This window comes from Maribacter sp. Hel_I_7 (assembly GCF_000688315.1).
GTDB classification, from domain to species: domain Bacteria; phylum Bacteroidota; class Bacteroidia; order Flavobacteriales; family Flavobacteriaceae; genus Maribacter; species Maribacter stanieri.
In genome coordinates this window covers 2049125-2067724 of the sequence record NZ_JHZW01000003.1, presented here as the reverse complement: position 1 = coordinate 2067724, position 18600 = coordinate 2049125, and the positions used below count along the sequence as shown (strand labels likewise).

Annotated in this window: 23 protein-coding genes; 4 read left to right on the top strand and 19 right to left on the bottom strand. The window is 33.9% G+C overall.

Translation table 11 applies throughout. From position 1 onward, the window contains the following. Positions 1-5: 5 nt before the first annotated feature. Positions 6-1088, top strand: coding sequence for a hypothetical protein (locus tag P178_RS0120645; RefSeq protein WP_027068026.1), 1083 nt, complete (start codon positions 6-8; stop codon positions 1086-1088). A 65-nt stretch (positions 1089-1153) separates the two neighbouring features. Here the strand turns inward: P178_RS0120645 and P178_RS23080 are convergent, their stop codons facing one another. Beyond that, positions 1154-1396 (bottom strand): zinc-ribbon domain-containing protein, encoded by a 243-nt coding sequence (locus tag P178_RS23080; RefSeq protein ID WP_081819481.1) that lies wholly within the window; start codon positions 1394-1396, stop codon positions 1154-1156. Positions 1397-1465: 69 nt separating this feature from the next. Between P178_RS23080 and dnaG the strand changes: the two genes are divergently transcribed. Continuing rightward, positions 1466-3457 carry a DNA primase gene (dnaG, locus tag P178_RS0120640; protein ID WP_027068025.1) on the top strand — a complete coding sequence of 664 codons (1992 nt, stop codon included), beginning with the start codon at positions 1466-1468 and terminating at the stop codon, positions 3455-3457. A 76-nt stretch (positions 3458-3533) separates the two neighbouring features. Here dnaG and P178_RS0120635 read toward each other — a convergent pair whose 3' ends face one another. Further along, a complete protein-coding gene (locus P178_RS0120635; RefSeq protein ID WP_027068024.1) occupies positions 3534-4163 on the bottom strand; it encodes a response regulator transcription factor in 630 nt (209 codons plus the stop codon). A 164-nt stretch (positions 4164-4327) separates the two neighbouring features. Then, entirely contained in the window at positions 4328-5116 is a 789-nt protein-coding gene (gene nadE, locus P178_RS0120630) for an NAD(+) synthase (protein ID WP_027068023.1), read from the bottom strand. Between the two features lie 58 nt (positions 5117-5174). Here nadE and gldB point away from each other — a divergent pair, with 58 nt between their 5' ends. Further along, positions 5175-6164, top strand: a complete 990-nt coding sequence (gene gldB / locus P178_RS0120625) for a gliding motility lipoprotein GldB (protein ID WP_231500578.1) — start codon at positions 5175-5177, stop codon at positions 6162-6164. Between the two features lies 1 nt (position 6165). Next, on the top strand, positions 6166-6501 hold the full coding sequence (gldC, locus tag P178_RS0120620) for a gliding motility protein GldC (RefSeq protein WP_027068021.1): 336 nt from the start codon (positions 6166-6168) through the stop codon (positions 6499-6501). Position 6502: 1 nt separating this feature from the next. Here the strand turns inward: gldC and P178_RS0120615 are convergent, their stop codons facing one another. The 16 genes from P178_RS0120615 to P178_RS0120540 form a co-directional block, all read right to left on the bottom strand. Then, complete coding sequence (locus tag P178_RS0120615; protein ID WP_027068020.1) at positions 6503-7162, bottom strand: hypothetical protein; 660 nt, start codon at positions 7160-7162, stop codon at positions 6503-6505. A 296-nt stretch (positions 7163-7458) separates the two neighbouring features. After that, positions 7459-8043 carry a hypothetical protein gene (locus tag P178_RS0120610; protein ID WP_027068019.1) on the bottom strand — a complete coding sequence of 195 codons (585 nt, stop codon included), beginning with the start codon at positions 8041-8043 and terminating at the stop codon, positions 7459-7461. Positions 8044-8130: 87 nt separating this feature from the next. Further along, positions 8131-8766: a transglutaminase-like domain-containing protein gene (locus tag P178_RS0120605; protein ID WP_027068018.1), complete on the bottom strand. Its 636-nt coding sequence runs from the start codon at positions 8764-8766 to the stop codon at positions 8131-8133. A 244-nt stretch (positions 8767-9010) separates the two neighbouring features. Beyond that, the gene (locus tag P178_RS0120600) at positions 9011-9415 is read right to left on the bottom strand and encodes a group III truncated hemoglobin (RefSeq protein WP_027068017.1); all 405 of its coding nucleotides are present in this window, start codon (positions 9413-9415) and stop codon (positions 9011-9013) included. Positions 9416-9424: 9 nt separating this feature from the next. After that, positions 9425-9769, bottom strand: a complete 345-nt coding sequence (locus P178_RS0120595) for a cupin domain-containing protein (protein ID WP_027068016.1) — start codon at positions 9767-9769, stop codon at positions 9425-9427. Between the two features lie 100 nt (positions 9770-9869). Beyond that, positions 9870-10253 (bottom strand): DoxX family protein, encoded by a 384-nt coding sequence (locus tag P178_RS0120590; protein ID WP_027068015.1) that lies wholly within the window; start codon positions 10251-10253, stop codon positions 9870-9872. A gap of 99 nt (positions 10254-10352) precedes the next feature. Continuing rightward, positions 10353-10856, bottom strand: a complete 504-nt coding sequence (locus P178_RS22820; protein ID WP_051638380.1) for a YegJ family protein — start codon at positions 10854-10856, stop codon at positions 10353-10355. A gap of 164 nt (positions 10857-11020) precedes the next feature. Continuing rightward, positions 11021-11749: a zinc-dependent peptidase gene (locus tag P178_RS0120580; protein ID WP_051638379.1), complete on the bottom strand. Its 729-nt coding sequence runs from the start codon at positions 11747-11749 to the stop codon at positions 11021-11023. A 58-nt stretch (positions 11750-11807) separates the two neighbouring features. Then, a complete protein-coding gene (locus tag P178_RS0120575; RefSeq protein WP_027068013.1) occupies positions 11808-12296 on the bottom strand; it encodes an AAA family ATPase in 489 nt (162 codons plus the stop codon). Positions 12297-12357: 61 nt separating this feature from the next. Beyond that, positions 12358-13212 (bottom strand): DUF5694 domain-containing protein, encoded by an 855-nt coding sequence (locus P178_RS0120570; protein WP_036147259.1) that lies wholly within the window; start codon positions 13210-13212, stop codon positions 12358-12360. A 52-nt stretch (positions 13213-13264) separates the two neighbouring features. Next, a complete protein-coding gene (locus P178_RS0120565) occupies positions 13265-14017 on the bottom strand; it encodes a CPBP family intramembrane glutamic endopeptidase (RefSeq protein WP_027068011.1) in 753 nt (250 codons plus the stop codon). 70 nt (positions 14018-14087) lie between these two features. Next, on the bottom strand, positions 14088-14678 hold the full coding sequence (locus tag P178_RS0120560) for a hypothetical protein (protein WP_155941677.1): 591 nt from the start codon (positions 14676-14678) through the stop codon (positions 14088-14090). Positions 14679-14719: 41 nt separating this feature from the next. Further along, positions 14720-15178, bottom strand: coding sequence for a DUF2750 domain-containing protein (locus P178_RS0120555; protein ID WP_027068009.1), 459 nt, complete (start codon positions 15176-15178; stop codon positions 14720-14722). 27 nt (positions 15179-15205) lie between these two features. Continuing rightward, positions 15206-16255 (bottom strand): nuclease-related domain-containing protein, encoded by a 1050-nt coding sequence (locus tag P178_RS0120550; RefSeq protein ID WP_027068008.1) that lies wholly within the window; start codon positions 16253-16255, stop codon positions 15206-15208. A gap of 174 nt (positions 16256-16429) precedes the next feature. Then, a complete protein-coding gene (locus P178_RS22815; RefSeq protein ID WP_051638378.1) occupies positions 16430-17485 on the bottom strand; it encodes a YbjQ family protein in 1056 nt (351 codons plus the stop codon). Positions 17486-17633: 148 nt separating this feature from the next. Continuing rightward, complete coding sequence (locus tag P178_RS0120540) at positions 17634-18446, bottom strand: hypothetical protein (RefSeq protein WP_027068007.1); 813 nt, start codon at positions 18444-18446, stop codon at positions 17634-17636. Between the last annotated feature and the right edge of the window lie 154 nt (positions 18447-18600).

The window sequence follows — 18600 nt, the reverse complement described above, 5'->3', positions numbered from 1 at the left end:
TCGAAATGAGAACAATTACAATGTATTTAATAGTGTTACTGACCCTGTTTCTGGTGCAAAGTTCAGTAGCGCAAGAAGATTATCAAAAAACAGTAGATATTTTAAAAGAGCAAAAGCTAAGCGTAACTAGACAAGAAAAAGAAGCTTTGAAATTTGAAATAGCAGCTATTACTAAAAAGTTAGCTAATGCTGAAATTACACAAGAAGAGGCTGATAATTTAAAAATGGAAGCGGCTGAAAAGCGAGCTCTGAATATTGAGGATAGAATAGCTATAATTAATAATAAAATAGCTTTGTTAGAACGTAATAATGGAGAGGTGAAAGAATTGGATACCTTGAATTATAAATTTGCTTTTCAAATCGGTTTTGGCGATGATGACGGTGACGATGCAAAACTTTTCGGAATTCGACTAAATGAAAATCCGAATAGAAGAGAACCAATTTATGACAGAAGAACATATTCAGATTTGGTTCTTGCTGTAGGTCTCAATAATGCTATTGTAGACGGGCAATCTTTAAATGATTCACCGTATAAGATAGGAGGTAGTAGATTTTTTGAAATGGGATGGCAATGGCGTAACCGAGTATTTAAAAATACGAATTTCTTAAGATTTAATTACGGATTTTCATTTCAGTTTAACGGATTAAAACCTAAGGATAATCAGTACTTAGTGTCGCTGGATAATGGCCAATCAGAACTTCAGGAGTTCGATTATGAGCTAGATAAGTCAAAATTTAGAATGGATAACCTAGTTTTTCCTATGCATTTTGAGTTTGGACCATCAAAACAGAGTACAAGCGAAAAAAAGATGAGGTACTCTTTAAAAAATCAATTTAGAGTAGGGGTAGGAGGTTATGGCGGATTTAATATAGGCACACGTCAAAAATTGAAATACAACCTTGACGGTGATAATGTAAAGGACAAACTGAAGCGTAGTTACAATACCAATGATTTAATTTACGGTTTAAGTGCTTATGCAGGTGTTGACGGTTTTCTATTATATGTGAAATATGATTTGAATCCTATATTTAAAGATGCCGTTGTAGAGCAGCACAACATTTCACTAGGTCTTCGTTTCGACCTTTAATAAAATATTCATCAATCAAATTAGCTGTGGTGCCGTGTTTAAAAACCGGTTACTACAGCTATTTTTTATTTGGACAATTCCCGATTCATCTCCTCAGTAAATTCGTTTTCATAGTATCCACGTTTACAATGATTACATTCAATAGTGGTGTTGCTAGAAATTTTAAAGAGTTTTATCCAAAATATATGGAAGTAGTTTTTTAGTGTCACCGCTGTAAGTGTACCTCTTTGTTGGCAATACGGACAAGTGCTGTTAAAAAGTTTTTTAGTTTCTGGCTTTCCTGGTCTAGTGCCAAAGAATAGAATCATTTCACTATTTTTGATAGTTCTAATTTACACAAAATTATTTCCTTCTTGCAGAGGGATTAAGGTCAAAATATGATTTCAAAAATTACCATAGATAAAGTATATGAAACTGCTCGTTTAGAGGAGGTTATTGGTGATTTTGTACAGCTAAAAAAATCAGGGTCTAACTTTAAAGGACTTAGCCCTTTTTCTGATGAGCGTTCACCTAGTTTTATGGTATCTCCTGTAAAACAGATATGGAAAGATTTTAGTAGTGGAAAAGGGGGGAATGTAGTTGCTTTTTTAATGGAGCATGAGCATTTTACTTATCCAGAAGCTATTAAGTATTTAGCTAAGAAGTACAATATTGAAGTTGATGAGACAGAGCAATCTAACGAGCAGAAAGAACAGGCTAGTGAGCGTGAGAGCATGTATTTGGTATCAGAGTTTGCCCAAACCCATTTTAAAGAAATGTTATGGGAATCTGAATTGGGTAAAGCAATCGGACTCAGTTATTTTAAGGAACGTGGCTTTACAGATGAAACTATAAAAAAATTTGAGCTTGGGTATTGTTTGGATCAGTGGGACGGTTTTACTACCGCAGCATTGGATAAAGGTTATAAACTGGAATATCTTCAAAAAACAGGATTGACCATAGTTAAAGAGGATCCAAATAATCCTAACGGATCAAGAAAATTTGACCGATTTAAAGGTAGGGTTATGTTTCCTATACATTCCTTAAGTGGACGTGTACTAGGTTTTGGTGGTCGTATTTTAACCAATGATAAAAAGGCTGCTAAGTATTTAAACTCGCCAGAGAGTGATATTTACCATAAAAGTAAAGTGCTGTATGGAATTTACCATGCTAAACAATCTATCGCTAAAGAAGACAATTGTTATTTGGTAGAAGGGTATACAGATGTCATACAGTTTGCACAACGTGGTATAGATAACGTAGTATCTTCTAGTGGTACTGCTTTAACACCAGAGCAGATCAGGTTAATTAATAGGCTTACTAAAAATATTACGGTATTATTTGATGGAGATGCGGCAGGTCTGCGTGCATCGCTTCGTGGTATCGATTTAATCTTGGAACAAGGTATGAACGTTCGTATCTGTACTTTTCCGGAAGGTGAAGATCCAGATAGTTTTTCCAAGAACAATGAACTAGAAGAGGTGTTGTCTTATTTAGGGGATAATTCAAAAGATTTTATCCAGTTCAAGGCATCACTTTTGGTAAAAGAAGCAGACAACGATCCTATAAAAAGGGCAGATACGGTTAGGGATATTGTTAATAGTATATCTAAGATTCCCGATCGTATAAAGAAAGAAATCTACATTCAAGAATGCGCCCAGATTATGAATATATCTGAAGCGGTATTGTTTAATACCCTGGCGCAGATAGAGAAGAAAGAAGAGAAGGACGTAAAGAGCCAACCTAAAGAAGAGCAGAAAGCTTTTGATGTAGTTCGTGGTAAAGATGTAGATGAGCAAAAGCAAGAGAAAGTTGATGTACAATATGTTTTAGAGCGAAAGATTATAGAATCGCTTATGTTGTATGGTAACCATAAAGAAGAATTTGAAGATTTAGTCTTGAAGGAGAATGAGTCTGGCGACCTAGTCTTAGAGCCAGAGTCCTCTGAGATTAAGGTATATGAGAAAATATTTTTGGATCTTCAAGAAGATGAAATAGAATTGGCCAATGAAGATTTTCGTAAAATGTACGCCAAGTTAATTGAAGCTTTAAATGAGGCGGAAGAGTTTTCCATTACTACATTTGTAAATGGATTGGAGCAGGAAATGGCAAATCAGATTTCGTCCATTTTAATGGAAGAAGAGCGCTATGCTTTACATAATTGGGAGCGTAAAGAAATTTTTCCAAAGAAAAAAGAATTGGGAGTGGCTCAGTTGGTCAGCGAAACAATTTTAACCTTGCGTTGTTTCTTAATTAAGAAGAGAATGTCAACATTGCAAAGTACTACAGAAGGAACGGAAAAAGATAATAGGGAAGCGCTAGAGGAGATTATGAACTACATTCAGTTGAACAAATTACTAAATCAGAAATTGAATAGAGTATTGTCTTAGTATCTAAAAATGCTGTAAATAAAAAAAAGACCCACTAAAAGCAGGTCTTTTTTTATTCTATTCCAGTTGTAGGAATTTAGTACAATTCTAAGGCTTTTGCCTGTTGTAATAAATCTACCATATTGTCTACATTTAATTTTTTCATTAAACGAGCTTTGTAGGTACTAACTGTTTTTTCGTTTAGGTTTAATCCTAAAGCAACTTCTTTATTTCGTTTACCACTAGCTAAAAGTTTCAACACTTCTATTTCTCTAGTAGATAGTTTTCTAAAGAACCTTCTTGGTTTTTTAGTTCCTTCATCAAAAGCAAGACGTTGTGCAAGTTCGTTTGTAATGAACATGCTACCTTCACTTACTTTGGTAACTGCTGCAGTAATATATTCTACACCAGATGATTTTGATAAATACCCAAAAGCACCAGCTCTAATGGCGCTAAGAGCGTAAACATCTTCAGATTGACCGCTGTACATAAGGACTTTTACGTCCGCGTAATCTTTTTTGATTTTACGTAATGCTGCTATTCCATTAATATCTGGAATATCCATTTCTAGCATGACTACATCGGGGGTTGTGTCTTTAAGTTTTTCAAAAAGTTCTTCGGTAGTAGCTACCTCATCGATCAATTCAAATCCCTCAGCGGCTTCTAGAACCTTTCGTACTCCCATTCTTATGATAGGGTGGTTATCCGCTATTAAAACTTTGATCATTAATATTTTTTTATATAGATTTTAGAACCTATTTTGTCTGAAAAGACAACATGCAATGTAAGGCTTAAAATTCTAAATTAGAAGTCAAAGTTGCATTTTTTTATTAGTAACGTATAATTTCGAACTTTATTTTCGTTTTAATACCCTGATTCTTAGTTGAGTTGTTATTTTAACTCTTTTGGTATCTCACAAACAGGTATAGGCATCATTTTATGTTGGTTCATTGTATTTAATCGTGTAAATATAGTAAATACTTCCTTTTTTCTTCCCTCAAAATCATCCGTTGATTTGCCTTCGTCTTTCATCGTCATCGCCCATTCTAGCTCAGGATAAGAAGCGCCAATTTGGTCCTCGTCAGTTCTGTCATCACCCCAAAGTCCGTCTGTAGGGGCTGCACCGATAATCTCTTCGTTAATGCCTAAAACCTTTGCAATGGCATAAACTTCGGTTTTCATTAAATCTGCTATCGGGCTTAGGTCCACTCCGCCATCACCATATTTAGTATAGAAACCAACACCAAAATCTTCCACTTTGTTACCGGTACCTGCTACAAGATAGCGCTCAAGTGCTGCAAAATAGTAAAGACTCGTCATTCGTAACCTAGCTCTAGTGTTTGCCAAAGACATAAATCTATCTTCCTCATTCTCCACAGGAGGTAGTGTTGCTACCAAACTATCAAATACGGGAGTAAGGTTTACTGGTTGTCTTTTTACGGTAGAAAAATTCTTTTGTAACCAATCAATATGTCTAGATGCTCTGTCAGATTGGTTTTCGGCTTGGTGAATAGGCATTTCCAAACAAAGTAGGTCTAAACCTGTCTTTGCACATAGGGTAGAAGTAACCGCAGAGTCAATTCCTCCAGATACACCAATAACAAAACCCTTCTGTTTTGCATTAGTAGCATAATCCTTTAACCAATTAACAATGTGCTCAATTACCTTTTCCGTTTGCATACCACTCTAATTATTTAGTAAAATCAATTAACTTTGCCCTAAAAATAAGTTGAACACCGTGAATAATAAAATGTATTGTAAAATACTTGCTAAGGTCAAACCTATTTTTATACTATTATCAGTTTTTTTCATTCTTTCTAGCTGTAATGATAGTGATAAGGTAGCAGAAGAGATAGCCGCTATACCTATGGACCTGAAAATTTCTCGATTTGATCGTGAATTTGCATCTTCGGGTGAAGAAGGTCTGCCGGCATTGCGTAAAATGTATCCGTATTTATTTCCTGCGCCAGATAGTGTTTGGATAGCGAAGATGGAAGATTCTCTACAAATAGAATTGTTTCAAGAAGTTGGTAACTCCTTTCGCAGTTTTGAAGACGAAGAAGAAGGTCTGGTGCAATTATTTAAGCATATAAAATATTACTTTCCTGAGTATGCTGTGCCAAAGGTAATTACGGTAACTAACGATGTAGATTATAATAACAGGATTATAATGACCGATAGTCTTTTGTTTATTAGCCTAGATAATTATTTGGGTTCTGAGCATAAGTATTATGGAGGTTTTCAGCGCTACATAGCCGAATCTTTAGATCGTAATTATTTAGTTAGTGATGTAGCTAGCTCGTTTGCTAAGCAAGTGGTACCAAGACCAAGAGATCGTACATTTTTAGCCCGTATGATTTATTTTGGTAAAGAATTATACCTGAAGGATAAACTGATGCCACAGGCAGAAGATCGTAAGAAAATAGGATACTCTCAAGAGGATATTGATTGGGCTATTGCCAATGAAGAGCCAATGTGGAGAAATTTTATTGAGAATGAATATTTATACGATACCGATAATAAATTGAATCAGCGATTTTTAGATCCTGCACCATTTTCTAAATTTGGGTTGGAGTTGGATAATGAATCTCCTGGTAGATTGGGTCGTTATATAGGCTGGCAAATAGTGCGTGCTTTTATGGAGAATAATGATGTAAGCATGAAACAGTTAATGACGATGCCTGCAGATGATATTTTTAAGAAATCAAATTACAAACCAAGAATTTAAAATGGCAGATTTACATACTTCAGAAATTACGTTGCGCGTAGGATTAGATGAAAATAGAATTCCTGAAACATTAAACTGGTCTGCTCAAGACGGCGGAATTGAAAACGAGGAAGCTAAGGCAATGTTATTATCTGTTTGGGATAGCAAGAATCAAGAATCTTTAAAGATCGACTTGTGGACAAAAGATATGCCTGTAGATGAGATGAAAACATTTTTTCATCAAACATTGGTTTCTTTGTCAGAGACTTTTTTAAAGGCGACACAAGACGAGAAAATGACCGCTACCATGAAAGATTTCTGTGACTACTTTGCAGAGAACTTGAACCTAAAAGAATAGGTTAAGCAGTTTTTAGTTTCTTTTTACCTTTTACTTTTTTAATCCAGTAGATGATATAGACGGTACCAATAACCGACGGAATCATCCATGCCCAAAGGGTATCGTATTTCATTCCGGCAACTATAAATGCTGTAACGGATGCTATGAGTGCGCCTAACATTCTGCTAAGGTGGTAAATAAGCCAAAGCTTTCTGTTTTTTAGGGTATTCTTAAATAATTTGTAATCCCCATACGGTAGAAAAAGACCTATTAAGCCGAAGAAAAGAAAAAGTATAGCGTGCGAATAACCGTTTAGTAATCCGGTGATGCCGAAGCCTATCATTAGCAGTGCACTTATTACCATTGTACCAGAGACAAGTTTATCTATTAAATTGGCTTCTGTTTTTTTGACTGATTTAAATGTTAACGCTCTGTTACCTGCTAAGATCATGTAAATGGTAAATATGCCCACGAGAAATAAAAAGGTGTTCCTGTGGGTTGGTAAACGTGCTATTATCAAGGAAATGGCAGAGCTAATGATCATAGACCACGTAAACCATTTGCCTAAACGTTTATGATTTAATTTTCCTTTTCTAACGATGATACTTCCAATACCGGTAATAAGCCCTATGCCACCAAAAAAGGCATGTATGTAAATGAAGATTTCAATTATGTTTTCCATGGTTGGTTGGTTTTTTGTTACTCAAAGATGAGGTAAATGCCAACAACAAGGTAACTATAGTAACTCAATTGTAAGTTTAGTGCGCTGAGTTGAGAGGTTTTAAGAACAATATATTAACTATTGAGTATTAAGAAAAAAGTATTAGGTTTCAGATACAAAGTTAGAAGTGTGACAAAAAGGTTATTACGAGGAGTTTTTTACTACTAGGCAATCTGGTAGCTAGAGGTAGGATATTATTGTAAATGACATTCCATTTTTTAACTTTTGCTAACAGCTAACAGCTAACAGCTAACATACTACCGGTTTTTCTTTGGCTTGCAGGACTGACAGAAATCTGATAGGTTGTTTATTTCTAGAATAACTCTGTCGTGTTCTTTTTGTAACATTTCGGCATCTTTTCCAAAATCGGTCGCTTTAAATACCTGTGCGCTAACCGTATTCATTTCTTCTTGTAGCTCGTTAAAAATGGGCTGAAATAAACTGGAATCGCTAAAAGCTCCTTTTTCCTCATATATTTTCTTGCGTATTTTTCTAGCATAAAGCTCCACCAAATCAAAATCGTACCTACCAAATTGAAGTAACTGATTTGCAGTAACAGAATCTGGAGCGATCAATACCGCTAGATTCTTCTGGAAAATAGCTTTAACCTTGCTATTGAAGTTTTTGGTGAACATAAACGAGACCGAGTTCATATTAAAACTGAAATCGATTTTTGAGCCTGAATATATAGAGTAGGAGGTAAGTGTAGCATTAATCTCCGACTCTGGAGATTGGTAGTCGCTTAATTGCAGCTCATAGTCTGGGTTCCATTCTATCGGTTCTTGAGCAACTACAAATGTGGATGATAATGCTACTACTAAAATTAAAAGATAGTTTTTCACGTAAATCAGATTTTGGACCGAATGTACTATAAAAAGTAATTCCTTAATTGCCGAAAAACGGGTTAACGTATTAAAGTTTGTTAAAATCTATAATAGAAACTCCGTTTGCTTAGAATCTGCATTAAATATATTTGGGTAGTGTTCACGGGCATTTTTCACCATAAAAGCTATGGGTAAGTCTTCAAAATGACCGTAGTCTTCCAAGTACTCCATAAACTGGGTACCTTCTTCATTAAAAGGTTGTAGTACAGCATCATTTTCTCCATCAAAATCTAAAGGAGCAACGTTAAGCATAGCGCATAAAGATGCATTAAACGTTGGAGAAATTTTAAGCCATTTTTCGTTTAGAAAAACATCTACCATGCCATGAGGTGTAAGTTCGTTAGAACCGAATTTTTCTATTAATCGTTCAACGCCAATGTGGTTTTTAACTTTCGCCAAATGAATTCTAGCAGGTATGTCTAAGGCACGAAGGCTGGCAATTAACACAATAGATTTGTCTATACAATGCCCATTAGTACGTTTGGCAATTTCGCTGGCACGGTATTTTTCTTTGTTAAGGCTTAGGTTATATGGGTTGTATCTCCAGGTGTCCCTTACTTTTAAATATAGCTGTTTGGCTATTTCCTTCTTAGAAAGCGTGGTATTTCTGAACTCAGAAATAAAAACTTCGATTTCGTCACTTTCATAGTCGTAAAAATAGGTAGGTGATAGATAATCCATTAGGCAGTGTATTTGGGTATTTACTGTAATCTGTTCAATTAAATACGTTAGACTAAGGTAATAAAATTTTATGCTAGGAGCGAAAAGCGCAGCACGCCAAACGCTAAATACATAGTACAATTTTATGGAATACTAATTCTGCCAACTGAACACTGAATACTGATACTGAACACTGATACTGTCTACTGATACTGAATACGGGTACTGCCTACTGATACAGCCTATTGATACAGCCTATTGAAAACTACTCACCTTTAAATTCTTCCGGTCTATTCTGCCAAATATGAATATACTGCCCGGTAGACATTCTACGTGCCATGTCTTTTGCATTATTGGCTAATTCGCCCTCAAAAAGCTCATCAATAGTTTCAAACCAAAGCTGTAGCCATTGTGCAAAATGGTTTTGAGAAATGGTATGCTTTAGGTTTTTATCAACGTTTACGTGTGCCTTAGACGGACTCCCTCTAAACGTACGAACACCAAAGAGGTTAGACTCCCAAAAGTCGGTAAGCTTGCTTAAATGCGCAGGCCACTGTTCGTCAGTAATGTGTCCGTTGAAAATAGGGCCTAACATTTCGTTCTTCCTTATTTTATCGTAAAAGGTATGCACCAATACGCTAACATCTTCTCTATTGGTAATTTGGGTCATGGTCTATTTTTAAGAATCAGCAACTACTTTTTCTACCCGTTCAGCAGCATCTTGTTTAGAAAGGGTAAGACGCACAATACTATCGGATAGTGCTAAAAGGTCATGCGGTACATTGGCATCTAAGGTAATGATATCTCCTTGTTTTAGTTGGTGCAAAGTACCTTGAACTCCAAAATCTATAGTCCCTTGAATTATATGGACTATGATAGGAAAAGGAGCTTTGTGCTCTTTCATTTGTTGTCCTTCCTTTAATAAAATACGAATCTCTTTAGAGAACGATGTTTCTAAAAGAACCTTAGTGACAATTTTGTGGTCGTTAAATTCTAGATTTTCAGTGAAAGATATCTTTTGCATTGTAGTTTTTCACAAAAATAGTAATGAATACAGGCTAGAAATATGACACTTCTCATACTACAACGATAAAGGTAGTTGTCCAATCAAAAAGGCATTAATTTTATAGCAATGCACGTAGCTTTTTATTTCTGATTAAAACACTTACCCAAACAAGAATTCCGAAAATAACTGGAAAAATCGTTAAGGTCATATGGTCTTTATGAATTACATGAGTTGCTACTGCGCCACCTAACCATGCGGTTACAAGCAAAGCGCCAATAAACATGGTTTTGGGCATGGCATATAGTACCGTAGATACCAACAATATTATGCCCAAGTACATGACATAATCTGAAGGATATCCCATTTCTACAGCTCCTTTAACTGCCGTTTCAGTCTGTAAAACATTATTTACAGCACCCATTAAAAGCATGATAATAACAAAGCCTTGTAGAATATAAGAGATCCACAAGAGACTTTTTGGTGTTTTTTTTACAGTTTCCATATCATATAGGTTGATTTGATTATCAACTATAATATACGTCTTATTTCGTTAAAATACATCTATTTATACTGTCGTGAATTGTAAAAAAAATAGAAGTGACTATTTAAAAATCAATCCGTTTTCAGCGTCAAACGCAGCTTGTTCTTCAGGAGATAATGCATCACGAATGGCACGTATGGTATAACCACCAACAACTTTACCCTCGTCATAATACATCCAATCACTTATACTGGCTCGGTTTACTTTAATAGTGTCTCCTAATTGAACTTTATCGGTATACACAGGTTCATTGGCAATAATGCCCATAAAATCTGAATCTACTAATTGAATATCTCGTACCCAAATATGTTCTGCGCCATCGTTTGCAGCAAATTTTTGTTTGATGGTGAAAAACTCGTAACTAGTATTCTTACTGGTAAGTGCAATTTTAAACTCTTCAATAGAATTTTTGGCATCTACCATCGCCTGGTTCATTTTAGCATTATCATCTACAACATTGTAAACATCTGGCTCACCAGTGCGTTCCGTTTTATTGGTTGAGGTTTCTTTACAAGAAATTAATATGATTAGGAAAGAAGCGATGAAAATGAATGACTTTTTCATAAGGTAGCTGTTGGTTTTATTTAGGTGAATCCAGTACTACGAAACACAACGCATTAATTCTTCTATTGTTTTACACAATAATCGAGATTTTAATACTCCTAGGATCCCATAGAAATTATTCGATTGTTCTCTTTCGTTTGGGTTGTGGACTTGCCAGAAGTAGTTTACTTCGGGTTTTTACCATTTCGAGGATCTTGTTTTAGCACTTTGGCGGTCGTACGGTAAAATGTAGGTGCGTACGAATAAAACTCGTGAGGTTGCTCAAAAAAGGTTTCTAGCGTAGTGGCAAATAGCTCCATTAAGTTGGTGCCGCCATAATCCCTGAATATTTTATACTTGCCCTCTCTAATAAGCGGCAGTTTTTTAGTCGCTATATCTTTCCATTGGTTAAGGTCGTTCTGGTTGATGTTCTTAGAAAGTCGCGATCTTTTGGTATTTTCAATGATTAAGCAATGCGCAAACTCATGAATGGCAATATTTAAACCGTCATTGGTAATAATAAAACCCTTTTCTACGGCAGGCCACGAAAGATTGACCCTTTTAGTAACCGTATTTACATCACCATTAAAAAAAACATCTCTGTTTGCATATTTGTAAGAAGTAGGCGTAACAAAGATGGTATTGAAAATACGCAGTACATCTTGTTTTAGACCAAATGTAATTTGAACAAAGGCACTAGAAATTACCAATTTCATTTCTAAGGTCAGTTCAAAACCTTCTTTAGAATCAAAATCTGTAGTGTTCAGGAAAAGTAATGTTCTAACGACAAAAGTTTTTTTGTGCTTTTCAGATAAAGCTTCGTAGTACGTATTCCATCTACTTAATACAATATGGCATTCTTGTTTGCTACTTCTCTTAAGAAAAAGGTTGACAAAAGTGTGTTTTGCGTTCAAATGGTTGGTTTGGTTGTGCTTATGTTATAATAGTGTAATAAGAACGGCAAAGCTAGTATTATTCGGTGATAGTAACACTACCAATAAGTTCATTTTCGCTAGGTATTTCAAACCAATTTTCCATAAAGTCGAAATTTTCTTGAGATACATCAAACTCATAAGTAGCTCCTTTTTCGGTATTGCGCTGTTGTACTCTTTGCCAACGCGTTTCTTTGGGGATATTCAAAAAATGAAGCTGTATTTCGTAACCGTGTATGGTGGCAAATTGCCTGAATTTTTCTCGGTGCTCATATTTTGATAATCCAAGGTCTAGAATAGCATCGGTGTTAGATTGTTCTAGCTGTGCTACGATGTTAAGGATCATGGTTTCGGCTCTTTCTATACGCTCTAAAAACCATGCTAAACCATCAGTCTCTTTCTTGTCTGGCATAAACAAGGTTTTGTTCCAAGTATCAATAGAAAAGAGCACTCCGTTGGTCTTGCTTTTTAATTGGTTTGCATAGGTAGTTTTACCTGATCCTGTGTTGCCGACGATGAGGTGTAGCATGGAGTTTTTGAAATTTTAAGTTTTAGAATAATCTTTTTTATGGATAGATAACTATTGGTTCCTACTTCAAATACTCAAACGTATCTACCATGTCATACTTAGCATCTCTGCGCATAAATTCTCTAAGAAAAGCGGTGTGGCTTCCGCCGGATATAATAAAAACTCTCTCTGTAGTATCTAGTTTAAGTCTATTTAGGTTAGAGTAGATTCTCAGATTTCTCTGATAATACTTTGCGGCTTCATCAGCACCTTCAAAACCATTTTCAGTACCTACATAGGTGAGCATATCAGCATTTGCAGTAATGAGTAAATCCAGTATTTTAGGATGATTCATTCGAGCTAATTTCTCGTATAACGATATACCTTCCTCAAAAATGTTTTGACCAGGAACGGACTCAAACGGATTGGACATGAATTCTTTATACGTTAAAGAATCAATTGCATTTGTAATTTCTGAACCAATGGCATAATTATATTCCATTTTATGATCAACACCATAAATACGTTTTACACCCGCTAATCTTCCCAATTCAAAAGCAAGAAGTTCAACTTCATTTGGTTCTTCAAAATTAGTCTCTGGCGCCTCTAAATAAGTAGCGTAGTTCTTTTGTAAAGTCTCGTTGTATTCAGGTACGGTTTCTACGATAATAACAGTAGGTTTAAACGCAGATAGCATTTTAGCTATTTGGTGGATAGAGTCTTTATTTTTCTCATTGTTTTCATCAAAATCCATGGTGTGGGCATCGCTGGTATACCCCATGTGGAAAGTAGCAAAGTTCAATACTTTTATGCTAGAACCTTCTGTTGTTATTGGCGTGGCTTCGGTGCTTTTTTCTTTTGCTTCTTTAGGAGTCTCTGCGCAAGAAATAAAGAATGATACGATCAGAAGACCTGCTACAATTTTTAAGTTTTTCATTTTTCGTTGTTTAAGTTGGTGGTCGGTGGCTTGTAATTGCTTAATATCTATTTCAATTACCGGATAATGGGTAGAAGATACAATAAGTCATTCCTAAATTGAAAGCGGCATGGCATATTATTGCTCCTAGAATAGAGCCAGAACGTTTTCTGCAAATGTAAAATAGAATACTTACGGCAAACATACTCAATACCCATATTAGCGATGGAAGAAGTAGAAACTCCCATTGTTGGTTATGGAATACAAGTCCGAAATGTGAAATATGAACTAGGGCAAATGCAGCACTATCAATTATAGAAGCCTTGGTGTCACCTACGGAATTTGCAAAACTTGAATGTACAATACCTCTAAAAAATAGCTCCTCTCCAATAGGGCTAAATGACATACCAATGAAAGCGGAAATACCAAACATGATGAGTTTGCTCTGCTCATTCATTTCTTGTGGAATGTTATAAGACTTGGCAATGTATTGATACCAATTCTGGTAGGTATTGCCATAAAGTGTATCGCCTAAAAAGTACAGTAAAATACTAAATGCGATACCGATACCCAAAGCAAAAAATAGCCAGCGATAATTGGTTGGTTTTTGTATTCCTATTTTTCTTCTGCCATATTTGCTTAAGAAAAGGAAAGGTATAATAGCCATTACAAGCATTAGTATGCCTACAAATTGCATATTGGCAATTTCATTGCCATGTAAGACTAAAATAAAACGTGGAATACAGATAAGAAGAATTAAAAAGAGTCCAAATTTCCAATCGAAATTGAAAATTTTACTCCATAAAGGTTTTAATTCTTTCTCCATTACTTATGTTTAATATCAGTACTATAGAGGAGTTAATGATAAAAGTTTAATTTTTTACAATTCCTCTTTTTTAAATTTCATCTCTATGCTTTTCAGCATATTTACGATATAAATCTGGCATTGGTCCGTCTGGATAATTTATGAATAAACTATTTAATGTCATCATAAATCGATCAGAGTTTTCTGTGGGATTATCGAAAAAAGAACTACCATCTTTTGGAAGTAAGGTAACTGCAAGTTTTATGCTTTCTGCAGATTTAACTGCGCCTATTTCAGTTAATGATATAATTACTTGTTCTCTCTTGTCAGGGAACCATTCTTCTAAAAAAGTCAGTATAGTTCCTGATTGACCTGCATTTTCTAAATGCATACACAAAAATAAATCCCATTGAATTTGATTCAGCGAATCTGGATTCTTTTCATATCTATTTACAAGGATTTGATGCAATGCTATGGAAAAATCGGAATTGTCTTTTAATAAGAATAGGCTTTCGATATCTTCTTCACTTACAATTTCATTTAGATTTTTCTGTTCAGAAATAACATCTTTTTCGATATCGGCTTTAAGGTTGTCCTTGCAACTTTGTAATGTGAATACAGATATAGTCGTGATAATAGATAAAATTATGAACCCGTCTTTTTTCCAATTTTTGAATTTCATAGAATTTATCTATTGCAATATATAAGGTATGATTTATTATACTACCCATTTGCAACTTTCGCCTGTTCTTCTAAGTCCGCTATGCCATTAAATTTTTGAAGAGATATACTCTTTTTGGTCGTTTTAATTTCAGCTACTAAGTCCAGAATTAAATCTAAAGGTTTCGCCTCATAGCCGAACATATTTTGGTCAAACTCGATACCAGCTAGTATTCCGTCATTTTCCATGCCTACACCCCAGTTTTCTATAAAGTCTGCTAATGCTATTTCAGTAAGCTGGTAGTTTGCCCAATGATTTATGGAGCAAGATTTCGCCCTGCCACTTTCTGCCCAGAAACAAAGTACACCAACAGGTCTGTCATTTTCATCATCATACTGCACAGAGGCTGAGGTTGCAAAACCTTCATGGTTTTGAAGCGCGTAAACAATGTCTGTTTCGCAAACCGTTTTTATAAATTTCTTGTATCGATTTGTAATGATATTGGAGCCTTGTTGTTCCATGTTTTGTGTTTGCGTTGTAGTCTTTATTTAAACTAATTGACTTGTTATTTTATTAAGTTGTTCTTCGGTTAAAATTGGTTCAAAGTAATTAATATAGGCATTTAGTTCTCTCAATAATTTTATACTTACATATTTAAATTGAGTATTTGGTTTGTTATTAATCATAACTATAAGGTTGCGAATTGGAATTTTTTGTTCTCCCCAATGATGTTCGTTTAAAGTTATATTTTCCGAAATGTATATATAAAGAGCAAAATTCGACCTTCTAATTTGTTCAACGGGTGACCTCAGACTAATAGAATTGACAGATTCTTTGCTCCAGTTTTTTGTTTCTATTATAAAGATACCTGCTTTTGAGATTAAAAGGTGGTCTATTTGTATAGAGTAAATTCTCTCGTTTTGTTGTTTGTGAAAAATCGGCGGAGAAAAATCTAATTTAAAATCATTGATCAAAATAAAATCGTCAGAAAGTTTTTTGATTTCTTTTACAACCAAGTTTTCTCCTATTGCTCCGGAAATTAGGTTTTTACATTCTTCTAAAACATCACGGGTGAATTCTAATTCTTTAATTTTAATTTGGGCACTTCTTTCAATCAGAATTTGCTTATTAGATTCGTATTTATTTATAAATACCTGGTCGATTTTAATTTTTTGAGATAATGGCTGAACAATTTTATTGAGTATTTTAGATTTCCTGCCTTTAAAATCATTGCATTGTTTGTTTAAATAATAAAGCTTTACACTTGATAGTATTTTGTTTATAAAATTAAGACTGTTCTTTTTATGAATTATATTAATTTTCGATTGTAAATCTGCAATTTGTCCATCAATCTTTTCTGTCGCTAAGTTGGTTATTTCAATCTTTTTTTGGGTGTTATTTTTAAGACGTATACAGGTTTTATGATATTCTTCATCCAGTTCGTTTTTAGTGTCATTTAGAACTGTTTGTTTTTCCGAATCAAATTTTTTTAAAAAATCTTTAATATCTCTAACAGATTTAAATCTAGTAACACCTCTACTTTCTAATTCATATTTAAGAGATTTTAATGATTCTATGTTTCTATATATTCTTGCCATTAAGGATAAAACTTAAATAAGCGATAACGTATTTACAATTGATTAGTTGTCTTGTGATTTACAATTATTTTTTTAAAAAAAAGCTCAAAGAATCTGATTTTAAATTTATTGGCATAGAATTATATTGTCGTAGATGAAGGAAGATTTTTGTTGTTTTTTTATCTCAGTTCTTTGTTAGGCAAAGTTTTTTTCTAATATTTCTAATCTATGTTTTAAATTTTCTTTTATTTCTTTCAGATTAATGTTTGAGTTTTTAAAACCGTGAATGTCTTTATTACAACCTCTGCAAATTTCTCGTTCCAAGCTATTTTCTTTTCCACATTCGCATTTCCAAACCTCAATGTCTTTTCTTGACAAATTGTCTAATGTTTGGTAAAACTCAACTTTAATAGGAAACTTACTTTCCAGTTTATCAATAGTTTCTTTGATTGCTTTTATGTCCGATTTGAAATAGGTTTTTTTATGAACTCCAGATATTAAAGCTCCAACGTTGTTAAGATTTTGATTGTCGCTTGATAGTAAGGAAAGGTTTTTGTCAAAGTCAACTAAATTTAATTCTTTAACAATGCTGAAAACTGGTTTTAAATCGTGTTCTTCATTATTTTCTATAAATGCAAAGATCTCTCTTGTTGCCAATTCTCTATCTATATTTTCAAAAAAAACCTTTAAGTTTTCTTTGAAATCCGTTGAGTTTTGGCTTTCGGTCATTTTGTTTAAAAGAAATGGGCTTAATTCCGAAATCTGATTTTCTATTATTAATTTCCAATTATTTTCGGTCAAATTGAGATTGTCGCTTTCTGCTTTTTTTAGAAGTTTAGTTTTTAGTTCAAGTTGTTCAAAAGCTTCTAAATCTATTAATGTGGAATTATTTGTTAATTCTTTATTTTTTCCTGCAGCTCTAACAGCAGTTCCCATTGCTGTAACCATTAACATTGATTTTCCTTGAGCGGCAATTTCGTCGTTTTCGATTGTCAGTCCGATGACGTAGTTTGCTTTTAAATAATGAGCACGCTTTTTTAATTCGTAAATAGCTTGTTGATTAATTTTTTCTAATGATTTTGTGTAAGTATTTGATTTTCCTCCAAAAATATCTCGAAAACCAGATAAAAAGTCTTTAAAAAAGTTCATACCAATTACAATACTTACTGAAATCGGTTCAATATATTCCTCAATTTCTACATTTTGAAGTGAAGAAGTTGTTGTTACTTTTATGTGTTTAAAGTGTTCCATTCAAATTTTGCCTAACGGTCTAGTAAAAGAATAGTAGCAGATTTTCACTCCATAACTTTTCGGTTAAACACAGACCTTTTTTATTTTTACTTATTTTCGATTTAGCGATTCAACCGCTATTGTTTTAATACATTGTAGCCAGTAGTAATTATTTTTTTTCATTAATTATTATTTCATAATGATATTCATTCCCACAAGGACAATCCTCTATCAAGTTCGGTTCATAGAAATTCACTAAATTTCTAACAGCATTTATCGCTTTTTCATAGTCAAAACTTATTATTTTTCGGTAGAGAGATTTATACTTTGTATTAGTTTTATCTGAATTAGGCGTAAGATGAATAATCTCATTTCTAATTTCAATTACTTTCCTTACTCTTAAATTGTCACGTTTAAACTTAGTTCTAAATCTTTTTCCGTAAACTTTTGGAAGTAAAGTATCCAGTTTATGAGTTATAGAAGGGTCAAAAATGTCACCATTTTTATCAATACATTCATCCAAAATATTTTTCGGAATTCTCCTATTTGAAAAACATTCAACTGTAGCTTGTAGATTAATAATACAATTTGATGCGTATTGAAAAAACTCACCGAAGATTTTTAAATCAATCGGTTTATTAAATTCATTAAGTGTCGGTGATTTTTCAAAAAGGTTTACTCTAGACAATATTAAATTTTTATAAAACATTGTAGCGTTAGAGTATAATATTGTCGTTGGATTAATTTCTGGAATTACATATTTAACTCCCGCATTTAAAAAATCAAAACCAAAAATCATAGAATTGTCAAATTCCAATAATAAGTCGTGATTTAAGTCATCAGAGAGTTTCTTATTTTTCAAATAGTTCTTGGCCAATTCCCTACTTTTAATAGGTATCTCAATGTTTTTCAGCGTGTCAGATAAGTCGAAATTTTTTTCAATATTCCTTGTTGGCTTTAAAATAATGTGGCTTTTTTCCATTAGTATCTGAGTGGTTTTATTGCTGGCAATGGTTGCGCTAACCGTAGTGCAGAGGCAAGAAAAATATTCGTTTACGTCTGGATACTTAGCTAAAGCTTTTTATTTAGTTTTATCTTTTCTTGTTCAAAGCTAAATCCATAAGATTTAACAACTT

Coding starts and splice junctions, on each gene's coding strand:
- P178_RS22820 (WP_051638380.1), bottom strand. CDS start 10,856: ATGAAAAAGTCATTCATTTTCATCGCTTCTTTCCTAATCATATTAATT.
- P178_RS0120570 (WP_036147259.1), bottom strand. CDS start 13,212: ATGAAAAACTTAAAAATTGTAGCAGGTCTTCTGATCGTATCATTCTTT.
- P178_RS0120555 (WP_027068009.1), bottom strand. CDS start 15,178: ATGGAACAACAAGGCTCCAATATCATTACAAATCGATACAAGAAATTT.
- P178_RS0120590 (WP_027068015.1), bottom strand. CDS start 10,253: ATGGAAACTGTAAAAAAAACACCAAAAAGTCTCTTGTGGATCTCTTAT.
- P178_RS0120615 (WP_027068020.1), bottom strand. CDS start 7,162: ATGGAAAACATAATTGAAATCTTCATTTACATACATGCCTTTTTTGGT.
- P178_RS23080 (WP_081819481.1), bottom strand. CDS start 1,396: ATGATTCTATTCTTTGGCACTAGACCAGGAAAGCCAGAAACTAAAAAA.
- P178_RS0120560 (WP_155941677.1), bottom strand. CDS start 14,678: ATGAAATTCAAAAATTGGAAAAAAGACGGGTTCATAATTTTATCTATT.
- P178_RS0120605 (WP_027068018.1), bottom strand. CDS start 8,766: ATGGATTATCTATCACCTACCTATTTTTACGACTATGAAAGTGACGAA.
- P178_RS0120575 (WP_027068013.1), bottom strand. CDS start 12,296: ATGCTACACCTCATCGTCGGCAACACAGGATCAGGTAAAACTACCTAT.
- P178_RS22815 (WP_051638378.1), bottom strand. CDS start 17,485: ATGGAACACTTTAAACACATAAAAGTAACAACAACTTCTTCACTTCAA.
- gldC (WP_027068021.1), top strand. CDS start 6,166: ATGGCAGATTTACATACTTCAGAAATTACGTTGCGCGTAGGATTAGAT.
- P178_RS0120600 (WP_027068017.1), bottom strand. CDS start 9,415: ATGACCCAAATTACCAATAGAGAAGATGTTAGCGTATTGGTGCATACC.
- dnaG (WP_027068025.1), top strand. CDS start 1,466: ATGATTTCAAAAATTACCATAGATAAAGTATATGAAACTGCTCGTTTA.
- P178_RS0120595 (WP_027068016.1), bottom strand. CDS start 9,769: ATGCAAAAGATATCTTTCACTGAAAATCTAGAATTTAACGACCACAAA.
- P178_RS0120565 (WP_027068011.1), bottom strand. CDS start 14,017: ATGGAGAAAGAATTAAAACCTTTATGGAGTAAAATTTTCAATTTCGAT.
- P178_RS0120540 (WP_027068007.1), bottom strand. CDS start 18,446: ATGGAAAAAAGCCACATTATTTTAAAGCCAACAAGGAATATTGAAAAA.
- P178_RS0120635 (WP_027068024.1), bottom strand. CDS start 4,163: ATGATCAAAGTTTTAATAGCGGATAACCACCCTATCATAAGAATGGGA.
- P178_RS0120550 (WP_027068008.1), bottom strand. CDS start 16,255: ATGGCAAGAATATATAGAAACATAGAATCATTAAAATCTCTTAAATAT.
- P178_RS0120645 (WP_027068026.1), top strand. CDS start 6: ATGAGAACAATTACAATGTATTTAATAGTGTTACTGACCCTGTTTCTG.
- nadE (WP_027068023.1), bottom strand. CDS start 5,116: ATGCAAACGGAAAAGGTAATTGAGCACATTGTTAATTGGTTAAAGGAT.